Annotated in this window: 11 protein-coding genes; 2 read left to right on the top strand and 9 right to left on the bottom strand. The window is 43.7% G+C overall.

Features of this window, described 5'->3' with window-relative positions; translation table 11 throughout:
- Window positions 1-262: 262 nt before the first annotated feature.
- The 4 genes from WKT08_RS02010 to WKT08_RS02025 form a co-directional block, all read right to left on the bottom strand.
- A complete protein-coding gene (locus WKT08_RS02010) occupies window positions 263-886 on the bottom strand; it encodes a YesL family protein (RefSeq protein WP_340279682.1) in 624 nt (207 codons plus the stop codon).
- Window positions 887-990: 104 nt separating this feature from the next.
- Window positions 991-2,553, bottom strand: coding sequence for an extracellular solute-binding protein (locus WKT08_RS02015; RefSeq protein WP_031575601.1), 1,563 nt, complete (start codon window positions 2,551-2,553; stop codon window positions 991-993).
- A gap of 9 nt (window positions 2,554-2,562) precedes the next feature.
- On the bottom strand, window positions 2,563-3,459 hold the full coding sequence (locus WKT08_RS02020) for a carbohydrate ABC transporter permease (protein ID WP_014713543.1): 897 nt from the start codon (window positions 3,457-3,459) through the stop codon (window positions 2,563-2,565).
- A 15-nt stretch (window positions 3,460-3,474) separates the two neighbouring features.
- The gene (locus WKT08_RS02025; protein WP_021153492.1) at window positions 3,475-4,392 is read right to left on the bottom strand and encodes an ABC transporter permease; all 918 of its coding nucleotides are present in this window, start codon (window positions 4,390-4,392) and stop codon (window positions 3,475-3,477) included.
- 195 nt (window positions 4,393-4,587) lie between these two features.
- Here WKT08_RS02025 and WKT08_RS02030 point away from each other — a divergent pair, with 195 nt between their 5' ends.
- Together WKT08_RS02030 and WKT08_RS02035 are read left to right on the top strand one after the other, a co-directional pair.
- Window positions 4,588-6,255 (top strand): sensor histidine kinase, encoded by a 1,668-nt coding sequence (locus WKT08_RS02030; protein ID WP_340279684.1) that lies wholly within the window; start codon window positions 4,588-4,590, stop codon window positions 6,253-6,255.
- Window positions 6,236-7,780 (top strand): helix-turn-helix domain-containing protein, encoded by a 1,545-nt coding sequence (locus WKT08_RS02035; RefSeq protein WP_340279685.1) that lies wholly within the window; start codon window positions 6,236-6,238, stop codon window positions 7,778-7,780. The genes WKT08_RS02030 and WKT08_RS02035 overlap by 20 nt, the downstream gene beginning before the upstream one ends.
- Window positions 7,781-7,827: 47 nt before the next feature.
- Here the strand turns inward: WKT08_RS02035 and WKT08_RS02040 are convergent, their stop codons facing one another.
- The 5 genes from WKT08_RS02040 to udk form a co-directional block, all read right to left on the bottom strand.
- The gene (locus WKT08_RS02040; protein ID WP_340279686.1) at window positions 7,828-8,025 is read right to left on the bottom strand and encodes a DUF3272 family protein; all 198 of its coding nucleotides are present in this window, start codon (window positions 8,023-8,025) and stop codon (window positions 7,828-7,830) included.
- Between the two features lie 38 nt (window positions 8,026-8,063).
- On the bottom strand, window positions 8,064-9,740 hold the full coding sequence (gene dnaX / locus WKT08_RS02045) for a DNA polymerase III subunit gamma/tau (RefSeq protein ID WP_340279688.1): 1,677 nt from the start codon (window positions 9,738-9,740) through the stop codon (window positions 8,064-8,066).
- Window positions 9,740-10,237, bottom strand: a complete 498-nt coding sequence (locus WKT08_RS02050; RefSeq protein WP_129824110.1) for a GAF domain-containing protein — start codon at window positions 10,235-10,237, stop codon at window positions 9,740-9,742. The genes dnaX and WKT08_RS02050 overlap by 1 nt, the downstream gene beginning before the upstream one ends.
- Window positions 10,238-10,722: 485 nt before the next feature.
- Complete coding sequence (locus WKT08_RS02055; RefSeq protein WP_227223820.1) at window positions 10,723-11,403, bottom strand: YoaK family protein; 681 nt, start codon at window positions 11,401-11,403, stop codon at window positions 10,723-10,725.
- 193 nt (window positions 11,404-11,596) lie between these two features.
- Complete coding sequence (gene udk, locus WKT08_RS02060; protein WP_003002524.1) at window positions 11,597-12,235, bottom strand: uridine kinase; 639 nt, start codon at window positions 12,233-12,235, stop codon at window positions 11,597-11,599.
- Window positions 12,236-12,341 lie beyond the last annotated feature (106 nt).

Raw genomic sequence — 12,341 nt, forward strand, 5'->3', positions numbered from 1 at the left:
TGAAATGTTTATGAAATAGAAAGAGAGTGGGACAGAAATCGGTCATTCGTTAGAATTCGATTTCGTCGTCCCACCTCCGCACAGTTGAGTAGGGCTGTAAAAGCTGATGAAATCAGCATAGTAGAGCCCACTCAACCACTGCGTCTTGCTCGACAATCCAAAAACAATTGAGAGGCTAGGACTTTTGTCCCAGCCTCTATTTGATTTAAATAATATTCAGTAAAACATACGTCCCACTTGCTTGACTTCATTTTTCAAAGATTTATCCTTCTTGGATCCTTGAAAAGATCTGATCGGTCAGTCGAACATTCAAGAAGCTCCACAAGGCGAAACCACCAAAGGTAAAGAGATAAATAGCTGTCAGTAACCGTTCAGGACTACTAAGACTGATATAAACTACTGCCAGATTGAAGAAGATAAGAAAGATGGTTTGAATTGGATTTAAAAGAGCAATGAGGAAACTATTTAGACAGACCTTTCTTGTAGGATCTTCAAAGAGGCCGATATAAGGGAAGATCAAGGTCATCCCTCCACATAGAAGGACGATAAAGGGAAGCAAGATCCAAATCCCATACTCACTTAAGAAGTCCGTATTTGAAAAAAGACAGTAATCCAGATAAAGAAGGGCAGATAGTCCTAGACAAGTCAGCCAAATCACCGTCGCTTGCTTGAAATTAGCGCGAAAGAGACGGAAAAAATGAAAAACGATATCCGTATCTTCCCCTTTCAACAAGCGGTGCCACATAGTTGCTAAAGCCGTAAGCGATGCACCGATCGTGAGAATCGGAAGGCAGCAAACGATAAACAAGGTATTCAAGATAATGATGTCTGTCAACCGGGTCAAAGTCTTGACCAAGCGTCCATCCAATGAAAATAATTTTTGCATCTTCTTCTCCTTGTTCTTCATCTCAATTTCTGCTACTTCCTCTAGGGAAGCACTCAGGGGCTCTACGCCCCTGAGTTACTTACTTGAATCCATTTAGACCCCTATTACTTCACTTCTTTTTGGTAACGATCATAGGCATCCTGTTGAATCTTCATAAAGTCATCAATGCCCATCTTCTTCAAGGTTGCTTTGTAATCGTCCCAATCCTTTTCGACGCCCCCTTCGACTACCCATTTAGAAGCTTGTTGGGTAACATAAGAGTTGATATCTACATAAATAGAGGATAATTTGTTCAATTCTTCTTGAGAGTAGATGACATTTGGATATGCTGGCAAAGCGTATTGTTTCAATTCTTTGTCCATCTTCAATTTGAGGCCATCACCCTGTGTTTGGTCGATGTCGACATGGCTATTGATATCATCTGACACATATTTTGGTCCAAAGTCACGAAGGGAATTAATCCAAGCCCATTCATCGGCTGATTTACCATCTTTTGGAGCCAAAACCTTGTACTTGTCACCATCTTTTTCAGTCGCAATGCCAAAGGAGCCATAGAAGTTTTGGATGCTGGCATCATCCGTGTAGAATTTATCCAACCATTTGAGCAATTTTGCAGGGTCCTTGCACTTATTCGTGATCAAGATTTCATTGCGTCCATAGTTCAAATGATCTGGGTCAGAAATGACATATTGTTTGCCATCAGGGCCTTTCAATGCTGGAAGAGGAGCATATTCGCTGGCATGTTGGCCAAAGGTTGCATCTGCTGTCCAACCACTTGACACACCGACACGCGCCACGCCCTTGTCCATCCGTTTAGCAACAGACATAGAAGTATCTTCTGTAAAGAGTTCAGGGTCGATCAAGCCTTTCTTGTAGGCTTCATGCATCGCCGCTATCCCTTGTTTATAACTTTCTTCCGTCCGGAGGTAGACCGGTTTGCCATCTTTGACGGACATTTCATAGGTATTATCTCCACCCAGACGGTTGTTGAATGGCAAGATATAAGAGAAGGTCGGATCAAAGTTACCAGAACCAAATGGAATTTCATCATTGACATCGCCATTGCCATTGGCATCCTTATCCTTGAAGGCTTGTAAAACAGTCACCAATTCATCATAGGTTTCCGGCATCTTCAAGCCAAGGTTATCCAACCATTTCTTATTAATAAAGAGCTGGTTGCCGACGATTGGCCGCATTGGCAATTTCTTAGGCAGACTGTAAATATGACCATCTGGGTTGGTCACCATGGCTTTTAATTTTGGTTCTTTTTCAAAGGCCTTGTTCAAGTTTGGCATATTATCCTTGATCAAGTCTTCCAATGGAATGAACATGTTTTGGTTCTGAGCGATTTCAGAATCCGTGAAGGCATTGGATCCCAAGAAAGCGTCTGGTAAATCTCCACTGGCAACAAGAACGGATTTCTTATCAGACCAGTCTGCAGCCACCATGGTATCCCATTTGATCTTGATACCTGATTCCTTGGCTGAATCATCTAGAAAACCTTTGTGATAGTCTTCCCCCCAATCCGACCAACGAACGGTCGTGATCTTGAAGGTATTTCCATCATTCTTGTCATTGCTTGATTTATTTGTGGAAGCTCCACAAGCCGTCAAGCCAGCTAAAGCAGCTGCTCCAAGGAGCAGATAGGCAAATTTCCTGTTTTTCATGATCTTCTCCTATTCTTTCAAGGCCCCTATCATGACACCTTGATTAAAGTATTTTTGGACGAATGGATACAGCATCATAATCGGTGCTGTTGAGATAACGATGGCTGCATATTTCATCATATCAGCCTTAATACGGAGGTCAGAAGCTACCTCCCCTGTTGCTTGCGATTGCAACATTTGATTACTAATTAAGAGACGGCGCAGGATCAGTTGTAGGGGTTGGAGATTTTCATTGGTCAAATAAATCAAGGCATTGAACCAAGAATTCCAGATCCCTACTGCTGTCCAAAGTCCAATAACGGCAATAATAGCCTTGGACAAGGGGAGCACGATCTTTCTGAAGTAATGAATGGTTCCACAACCATCGATCTGGGCGGCTTCCCACATCCCTTCTGGAATACTATTGTTAAAGAAAGTTCGAGCTACAACGATATTGTAAGGAGAAACTGCAAATGGTACGACCATTACCCAGAAGGTGTCGACCAAACCCAATTGTTTGACTGTCAAATAAATGGGAATCAAGCCTCCAGAGACAAACATGGGAACGATAAAGAAGACACTGACCCATTTCTTAGCAAAGAGGTCCTTTCGCGACAAGGCGTAACCAGCCGGGATATTAATGACCAGGGCAACGATGGTCCCTACAACTGTGTAGAGGATGGTGTTGAGATAGCTCTTTAGAAACAAAGGCTGCTCAATCAAGCGTTGATAGCCGTCTAGTCGCCATTCCCTCGGGATAAACCAAACCTTACCAGTTGCTACATCAGACGGATTACTGAAGGAGGCAATAATGACAAACCACAAAGGGTAGACAATCAACAGAATCAAGCAAATCGCTAGACCATAGATAAAAATATCAAAGAGGATTTCTGACTTGGTCTTTCTCGCATGTTGAAACAATTTCACAATTTCTCCTCCTTTCTAGAATAATCCCGTCTTGGTATAGCGTTTCGCAAACCAGTTGACCGACAGTAAGATGATCAAGTTAACCAAGGTATTAAAGAGACCGATCGCTGTCGAGTAACTATATTGAAAATTAATCATCCCCACTTTGTAGACATAGGTCGAAATGATTTCACTTCCTGCCAGATTGAGTGGATTTTGCAAGAGCAAGACCTTTTCAAAACCAACACTGAGTAGGCTTCCTGCTCTGAGAATCAAGAGAATCATCGCCGTTGGTAACAGTAAGGGTAAGTCAATATGACGGATTTTTTGCAATCGACTCGCTCCGTCCATGGTCGCTGCCTCATAAAAGGTCGGATCAATGGCCGATAGAGCGGCTAGATAGATGATACTATCCCAACCGATATGTTGCCAGACATCGCTCCAGACATAGACACCTGCAAAGCTACCCGGTTTGGATAAGAGAGCAGGCATCTTTAAGCCGACCAATTTGAGGACATTGGCTAACAGTCCACTACTTGGAGAGAGAAAAAGAATAATCATCCCACACATGACCATGGTCGAGATAAAATGAGGCAAATAAGTCGTTACTTGAAAGATTTTTTTGAACTTGCCCACACGAATCTGGTTGCAAATAATGGCTAGAACAATCGGCAAGGGAAAACCAACCAGAATACTGTAAATAGAAATTTTCAAGGTATTCTTCATGGTTGTCGCAAATTGGAAGGATGAGAAGAACTGGTTAAAATACTTGAGACCAGCCCAAGGACTTCCAAATATCCCAGTAGCGGGAGAGTAATCTTTAAAAGCGATGACTAGACCCGCCATAGGGATATAGGCAAATAAAATTAATAAAATAATCGATGGCAGGAGCAGCACATATAAAGGAATATTTTTCTTAAATTTGCTCTGCTTCGCATTCACTTCGCTTTTCATAAGGCCCTCCTTTTCTTTCTCCTTTATTTTATAGGAATCTTTTCCATCTTTATAGAACTTTTTCGTGCATCTTCATTCACTTTTCCGTTTTCTCCACACAAAAACATGCACTATCCCGATTTTTTTTACTTTAATATCGGTTTTGTTCATGAATCCGTTTTCAAATAGTGCTATAATATATGTGAGGTGCTCATTATGAAAGCTATTCACAGAAGTACACGAGATCACTCGATCCAATTTTTTTCGCGCCTACTCTTTCTCCTCTTAGTCGTCAATACCTTGATCAACCTTTTGATTGGTGGGATTAGCCGAAATTTTATTAAACACCAAAATATGCTCCATTTAGAGGACTCGATTCATATCTATGCAGATTCCTTAAACACAGAGCTTCACTCCGTTGAGCGTTTTATGTACAGTACCATTAGTCACAATGACTATTTGACAGAGCTCAATACCCCACTTGATTTCACGGATTTTCATGAAAATCTAAAAAAATTGCGGATCGATTTCACGGAGTTTCAGTACCAGATGGATAGCCCCATCACCTTTTTCATAGAGACAAGAGATATCCCTCATTTTTTCAATGCCTCCAGTCTTCAACTGCCCTACCTGGACTATGTACAATTGAAAGATCATCTTAAAACTTATGACAAAGAAACAGACAAGGCCCGTCAAAAATGGCAACGAATCAGCCTGAACCAGCATGATTATCTCTTAAAATCCCTCCATTACAAGGGCAAGGCTATCTATGCCATCATTTCTACCCAGGATATTTTAAAACCCTTGCAAAAGCTCAATATCGGGAAAAAAGGGCGCTTATCCATCGATCGCCCCAACCAGATCCATGCTACAGATTCCGTCATTCAAGCCGGTAGCAATCAAACCCACCTGCCTTTTGATCTGTATGTGACGGTCGATTACGGGGACGTTTTCCGTACAAATATCGTACTGGAAACCCTTCTCTCCTTGGTCCCTTTGATCATCGCCGTTCTCTCTACCATTCTGATCCTTTACATTCGTCAGCGGATGATCCAACCGATGAAACGACTCACCCAGCGTCTTTCTCAGCTAGATGCCGCTTCTACCAAGCTAGATGTGATCGAAGACCAAGGGATCTTAGAGATCGATCAGGCCAATCACAAACTCAATCAGGTCCTGATCCACATGAAGGACCTTCAAATTCGAGCCTACCACGCGAAACTAAACCTCAAAAAGGTCGAACTCAATTACCTCAAAAATCAAGTCCGACCCCATTTTTACCTCAACATGCTTTCCATGATTCACAGCATGCTCCAGACCAAGGACTATAAGGAAATCGAGGAGTTGACCAAGGTGACTTCCAACTACTTGCGTCACCTCTTTCAAGCCAACCAAGATTTCAATCGCTTAGCAGATGAAATCCAACATATCCGAAATTACCTAGAGATCCAGAAAATCCGCTATGGGGACAGCATCCACTTTGACCTGGACTGGGATCCTGGTCTGAAAGATGCGGCCATTCCACCCCTACTTCTACAAACCTTTGTGGAAAATGCCATCAAACACGGCTTTTCTTTCCAAGATTTCTTCCACATCCAGCTTTCCATTCATGAAGAAGCAAACCAACAGCTTGTCATTTCCCTTCAGGATAATGGACCCGGTTTTAGCTCCGCTATCTTACAAGATCTAGCTGAGAAAAAATCCTTAGTAACAGAAGATGGCCACCACATTGGTTTGACCAATGCACGGGAACGACTAGATCTCCTCTATCCAGATCACTACACGCTTCAATTTTCAAATGGATCCCAAGGAGGTGCCCGTATCCAACTGAGCCTTCCTTATGAACCCTACAAAGGAGACACACATGAATATCCTACTCGTTGACGATGATCGTTTTATCATTAAAGCCCTGCAGGAAACCATCCATTGGGAAGCCTTGGGCATTGAGCAGGTATATACCGCCTCCAGTCTGAGCCAAGCCCAAGCCATCATTCAAAGCCACCCAATCGCCCTCATGATCAGTGATATCGAGATGCCACAAGGCAGTGGGCTAGATCTCCTAGCCTGGGTCCGGTCAGAAAAATATGACATTCAAACGATCTTCCTCACCAATTATGCTGATTTCAATTATGCCCAAAAAGCCATTGAACTCCAAAGTTTTGAATACTACCTCAAACCGATTGACCCCGACCGCTTAGAATTTATCATTCAAAAAGCCCTCAATAAGATCAAGCGCCACAAGAGTGCAGCACAATTAGCCCAGCAAGGACAAAAAGAAGCTGAATTTTGGCATGACTACTTGCGAAAACCGCGTCCATCTCAAGCAGAACAGCTGCTTCAAGAAGTAACAAAACGGGGCTATAGCCCTAAACCACATGAAGACTACCTCTTGGTCCTCATCACTCTCCACTTAGTTGAAGAAGACTTTCACCCCAGCGTCCCTTCTTGGCGCTTGCAGCTCCGCCATTGTATCAAGGATCTCTCCCTGGATTTCCCTGTCCACTACTGCGCCCTCAGTAAAATCGAAAGCCAGACCGATCGCTACCTCTGCCTCTTCAAAAAGAATCAGACTACAGAGTGTGCAGACTTCCTAAAGGCTATCCAGCAGAAGATCCAGCAAGACTTAGACCGATCCTCTATCCTTCTCTATTCAGATGCTATTTCCCTTGAGACGCTCTTGATGAAGGCTCTGCAACTCTGCCAATACAGTGAAGAACAAGTCTTCCATTGGAACAGTATCCACTCCTATGCTTCTTTGGGTCCACAACCTCAAAAGCCCGCTCATCGGACATCGCTTACTTTTACAAATCAACTAGAGACGGAACAGCTTCTCCAAATCATCCATAGCTTAGAGACTCAAGATCGCATCCCGCTCTCAGATCTGAGTGAACTCCAGCTAGACTGGACCCAGCAAATTGGGATTTATCTGGACAAGAACGGCATTCTCGCCCACAAGTTATTTCAAAACAAACACCATCAATTTCTCTTCGAACGGCGTTTTCATGCCATCGAAGCTTTTGAAGCCTATATTGGGGATTACTGGAGCTCTGCTCGCCATTATGTGATCGATCTAGAACACCAATCCAATCTCATCCAGCGGATCACTGACTACATCGACCACCATTACAAGGAGGATATCAGTCGCACCAAGCTGGCCGAAATGGTTTTTCTTAGTCCAGATCATCTAGCACGGATTTTTAAGCGCGATACGGGCAATACCCTGATGAAATACATCACTGATAAACGAATGGCCGCTGCAAAAGAAATGCTCTCACAAAGCGATACCCCTATTTATCAAGTTGCTCTCCAAGTTGGCTACGACAACTACTCTTACTTTACAAAGGCCTTTAAACAAAAAGTTGGTCTCTCCCCAGGAGATTACCGCAAACAATGCCAAGAGGTCTATTAAATACAAAAAAGCCTTTTACAAAATGGATGTCCATCTTGTAAAAGGTTTTATTTTCTTTTCTTCTTCATTTCTTTTTCAATGGCATTAGCAATTTTCTCCACCATATAGACCGTTTGGAGATTGCGCAGGATCAAGAGGGCCCAAAAGAATGCAAAGAGCATCTGACCCGCCATGGTCGCTTCATTGAAAAAATAAGTCTCCATAGCAGTAAAGACTGCTAGCACTGCAAATTGTTTTCTATTCATATCCTCATTTTACCATGAATCAGTAAAAAATTCATGTATTAATCGTTTTGGAGGGTAATTTTATCGGATAAGAAGGTAAATTCCTCCGGGATGATGCTTTCCTCTTCTTCCACCACTTCCGCTTTTTGCCCACGTGTCTTAGCTGAAAATTCTGCCCGGATTTGAGTCCACTCCTCTAGAGAAACAGCTAAAATCTCTGGAGAAAAGCCTGCTGCATTGCTGAGGATATTCCCAAACATGGTATTGAGGTTGTCCCGCTTCATGGTCTGTTCGGCATTAAAGGCAGACTCAAAAGCTAAAATGGCGTGATTTTCATTAGCAGCGACCGGCTGGGATCCGATTAAGAGAGCCTTATCCGCACCTGCCAAACTCTCGATGATTTCCCCCCAAGCGTTCTGAAGACGGATCAAGTTGGTCCGTGCCAACTCTGGGTTTTCAACCGCCTCTTGTAAAATGGCATTGACCTTGTTTCGATCCGCACGGTAGCCCTTGTTCGACTTGGTTGGACGAGTTACTGCTGGTTTTGAGGCAGGAAGACTGCTACCCGATTGCGCTAACTGTTGCTTGAGCTGAGCGACTTCCTTCTTCAAGTCTTCCAGCTGAGCTAGTACATTGGAAGGAACCTCCACAGCTGCTGAGTTAGAAACTTGGCCTGTGCTTTCAGCCAATTTAATGGTCATCATTTCAGTGTAGATGCGCGGTTGCAGGTTATTTTTGATATCCGCTAGACTGGTCGTCGCCTGGTCAATCAGGGCAAAAAGACGGGCTTGATCGGCTTCAAGATTAACGGCAAACAAGTCACTATTGTGGGTATTTTCTCCACCTGTCTGGACAATCAAAAGATCCCGCAAGTATTGAAGTAAGTCCGTGACGAAACGGGCCATATTCTTCCCATTATCAAAGATAATCGCCAGCTGATCCAGCGCCGCTGTCGCATCATGAGCCAGGATGGCAGCTACGTACTGATCAAGCGCAGCTAGGCTGATAGAGCCGGTAATCTCTTCAGCGATCGCTGTCGTCAACTCACTACCCGCAGTCAGACTCAGGGCTTGGTCCAAAATGGACAAGGCATCCCGCATCCCACCTTCAGCGCGCCGGGCGATGATCTGAACAGCATCTGCTTCATAGGCAATGCCTTCTGTAGCTAAGATGCTTTCCAAATGGTGAACGATATCTGGCAGTTTGATAGATTTGAATTCAAAGCGTTGCACCCGTGACAGAATAGTAGCTGGAATCTTGTGCAACTCCGTTGTTGCAAGAATAAAGACCACGTTTTCCGTTGGCTCTTCCAGTGTCTTCAACAAGGCATTAAAGGCCCCTGTCGAGAGCATGTGGACCTCATCGATAATGTAGACCTTGTGCTTGGCTAGACTGGGAGCATAGGTCGACTTATCGCGAATATCCCGAATTTCATCGACCCCATTGTTGGAGGCCGCGTCGATCTCGATGACATCTTCTAGGCTCCCATTGGTAATGGATTCACAGATATAGCAGTCGTTACAAGGCTCCCCATTGACTTGATTGGGACAGTTCATAGCCTTAGCAAAAATCTTGGCCACACTGGTTTTCCCAGTTCCACGAGGACCCGAAAAGAGATAGGCATGGCTGATCTTCTCCTGCTCAACGGCCTGTCTCAATGTCCGTGCTACCACTTGCTGGCCGACCAATTGGCCAAAGGTCTGGCTACGGTATTTCCGATATAAAGCTTGATACATTAGTTCTTAACCCCAAACATCTTAAAGTCCCAGTTTGTCTTTTCGATCAAGAGAGCGACAAACTTTTCTAAATACTCCTGATCCAGCTGATCGTAGTCAGAGACACACTCCGAATCCAGGTCTAAAACCCCAAGGAGTTGACCGTCCTTGACCATAGGCACCACAATCTCACTCATAGCCCGACTATCACAGGAAATATAGTTGGCATGCTGGCGCACATCATCGACAATGATGGTTTCCTGCTTTTGAGCTGCTTCTCCACAGACACCCTTTCCAAGAGCGATATGGACACAAGAAACACCTCCCTGAAAAGGTCCCAAGATCAATTCCGTTTGGTCATACAAATAAAAACCTGCAAAGACCGAACGAGGCAGGGCTTGATTTAAGAGAGCACTGGCATTGGACAAATTAGCCAAGGCATTGCTTTCTCCTGTTAAGAGAGCGTCTAACTGAGCCAGCAAGAGCTGGTATTGTGATTCTTTTTCCGAATGTTTCATACCTTCCATTATACCAAATCTTTGCCCAAAAATTAAGCTTCAAACAGCGAAAGAAAAGAGAGTGGGACAGAAATCGGTAATTCGTTAGAATTCGATTTCGTCGTCCCACCTCTGCACAGTTGAGTAGGGCTGTAAAAGCTGATGAAATCAGCGTAGTAGAGCCCACTCAACCACTGCGTCTTGCTTGACAATCCAAAAACAATTGAGAGGCTAGGACTTTTGTCCCAGCCTCTGGAATATAGATAAACTAATTTTTAGTAAAATAAGTTAAGCGATTCTGCAAAGAGATAAAAACGAGCTCTCATTAATTTAAATTGATCAAGAATTACTAAACTTTCCGATGTGAGAAAAGTGCCTGAAGCTTAACTGCTTCAGGCACACGGAATTATTGAGACCTTAGGCTCAATAATTAGTCATGGAACTTCTTCGAAGAAGTTCGCTGACGTCCGCACTCACCTAAGGAAAGTTTTTTATGATACCTTTATCTAGTCATGTCGCCGATTGAAGTGAAAGACCTCAAAATACTGAATAGCACGATAGATTAAAAAGATGGTCAAGATGATGGCCACCAGCCAAATCGTCTTTAGTCCATAAAACTGGATCAAGTAGGTCGAAAAAATGGCCCCACAGACGAAACTCCCGATCAAGCAGGTCATAAAGATGGCTTCCCAGAGGAATTTCATCTCCCTGTCTCTAACAAAATTTCCATAAGCTACCATGGTTTTCTTGAGATTTCCGGTCATAAAAGAGTGGTTGTAGGCATAGCTACCTACTTCTCCAAATGAGGTCGCTACGATTCCCAAACTCAGGCCAAAAAAAGGCACGATGAAGACATTTTTTACCGATGCTGGCAAAAATCCCGTCACCAAAGTTGTGAGGATATAGGGCACTAGGGTACTCAAGCGCCAGACTGAATTATCAATCAAGCGACGCAAGACCGTCATTAAAAAGATCCCCAGCATAAAGGCCAGCATCGTGGCTAACTTCACTTCTACATCTGAGATCTGCTGGCCGATCAAACCAACCGATAGAAAGACCACATTTCCCGTCTGGCCTGCCGCCAAGGTCCCACCCCGACAAATAAAGGTATAAGCATCTGAAAAACCAGCACACATGGTCAATAAACAAGCGAACGCCTTGGTCCGCGAATGAAACTCCCTTTTCATTTCCATTCTCCCTAGGAAAAAGAGGGAGTGGTACAGAATGTTACATAACATTTCTCGTACCACCCCCGCAAAGTTGATTGAGAACTCTTTCGAGTCTTTTAGCGAATGAAGAGTCTCACCAACTACTGCGACATTCCGTAATTCCAACTATTGTTATTGGATTGGAGATAGATTTCCCTCTTTCTCCCTATTTTTATTTTCCCTCACGCGCTTCGTTGAGGATTTTTTCAATCTTGGTTGTGATCAAGTCAATCGCAACTGTGTTGGTCACGCCCTCAGGAATGATCACGTCCGCATAACGCTTGGTTGGCTCGATGAACTGGTGGTACATCGGTTTTACTACACCAAGGTATTGCTCAATGACACTATCCAGACTCCGGCCACGCTCTTCCATATCTCGCTTGATCCGGCGAATGATCCGCACATCATCATCCGTATCAACGAAAATCTTGATGTCCATCAAGTCCCGAAGACGCTTGTCTTCAAGAACTAAGATTCCTTCCACGATGAAAACATCTTGTGGTTCCTGACGATAGGTCTTGCTGCTGCGCGTATGTTCAGCATAGTCATAAGTTGGAATATCTACCGGACGACCCTCCAAGAGTTCATTGATCTGCGCAATCATCAAGTCCGTATCAAAGGCAAAAGGATGGTCATAGTTAGTCTTGATCCGCTCCTCAAAGGTCAAATGACTTTGGTCCTTGTAATAAGAATCATGCTCAATCATGGCAATCTTTTCATTCGGAAAATTGGCCAAAATGGCACGAGACACACTGGTCTTTCCACCACCAGAACCACCAGTAACACCAATAATAATAGGTCTATTTTGCATTTTCTACTCCATTACCTGTAGTCGTCTGAGAAGAAATAGACATCTCAGATACATCTTATCCATTTTACCATATTTTTGCCTAGACATGAATAGTTTTTCAGTCAGA

Source organism: Streptococcus sp. HCA-5024 (genome assembly GCF_037890265.1).
Taxonomy (GTDB): domain Bacteria; phylum Bacillota; class Bacilli; order Lactobacillales; family Streptococcaceae; genus Streptococcus; species Streptococcus lingualis.

Bases quoted from the DNA above. Each gene is read 5' to 3' on its own strand.
- WKT08_RS02035 (WP_340279685.1), top strand. From the start codon at position 6,236: ATGAATATCCTACTCGTTGACGATGATCGTTTTATCATTAAAGCCCTG.
- dnaX (WP_340279688.1), bottom strand. From the start codon at position 9,740: ATGTATCAAGCTTTATATCGGAAATACCGTAGCCAGACCTTTGGCCAA.
- WKT08_RS02025 (WP_021153492.1), bottom strand. From the start codon at position 4,392: ATGAAAAGCGAAGTGAATGCGAAGCAGAGCAAATTTAAGAAAAATATT.
- WKT08_RS02055 (WP_227223820.1), bottom strand. From the start codon at position 11,403: ATGAAAAGGGAGTTTCATTCGCGGACCAAGGCGTTCGCTTGTTTATTG.
- WKT08_RS02015 (WP_031575601.1), bottom strand. From the start codon at position 2,553: ATGAAAAACAGGAAATTTGCCTATCTGCTCCTTGGAGCAGCTGCTTTA.
- WKT08_RS02050 (WP_129824110.1), bottom strand. From the start codon at position 10,237: ATGAAACATTCGGAAAAAGAATCACAATACCAGCTCTTGCTGGCTCAG.
- WKT08_RS02040 (WP_340279686.1), bottom strand. From the start codon at position 8,025: ATGAATAGAAAACAATTTGCAGTGCTAGCAGTCTTTACTGCTATGGAG.
- udk (WP_003002524.1), bottom strand. From the start codon at position 12,235: ATGCAAAATAGACCTATTATTATTGGTGTTACTGGTGGTTCTGGTGGT.
- WKT08_RS02030 (WP_340279684.1), top strand. From the start codon at position 4,588: ATGAAAGCTATTCACAGAAGTACACGAGATCACTCGATCCAATTTTTT.
- WKT08_RS02010 (WP_340279682.1), bottom strand. From the start codon at position 886: ATGCAAAAATTATTTTCATTGGATGGACGCTTGGTCAAGACTTTGACC.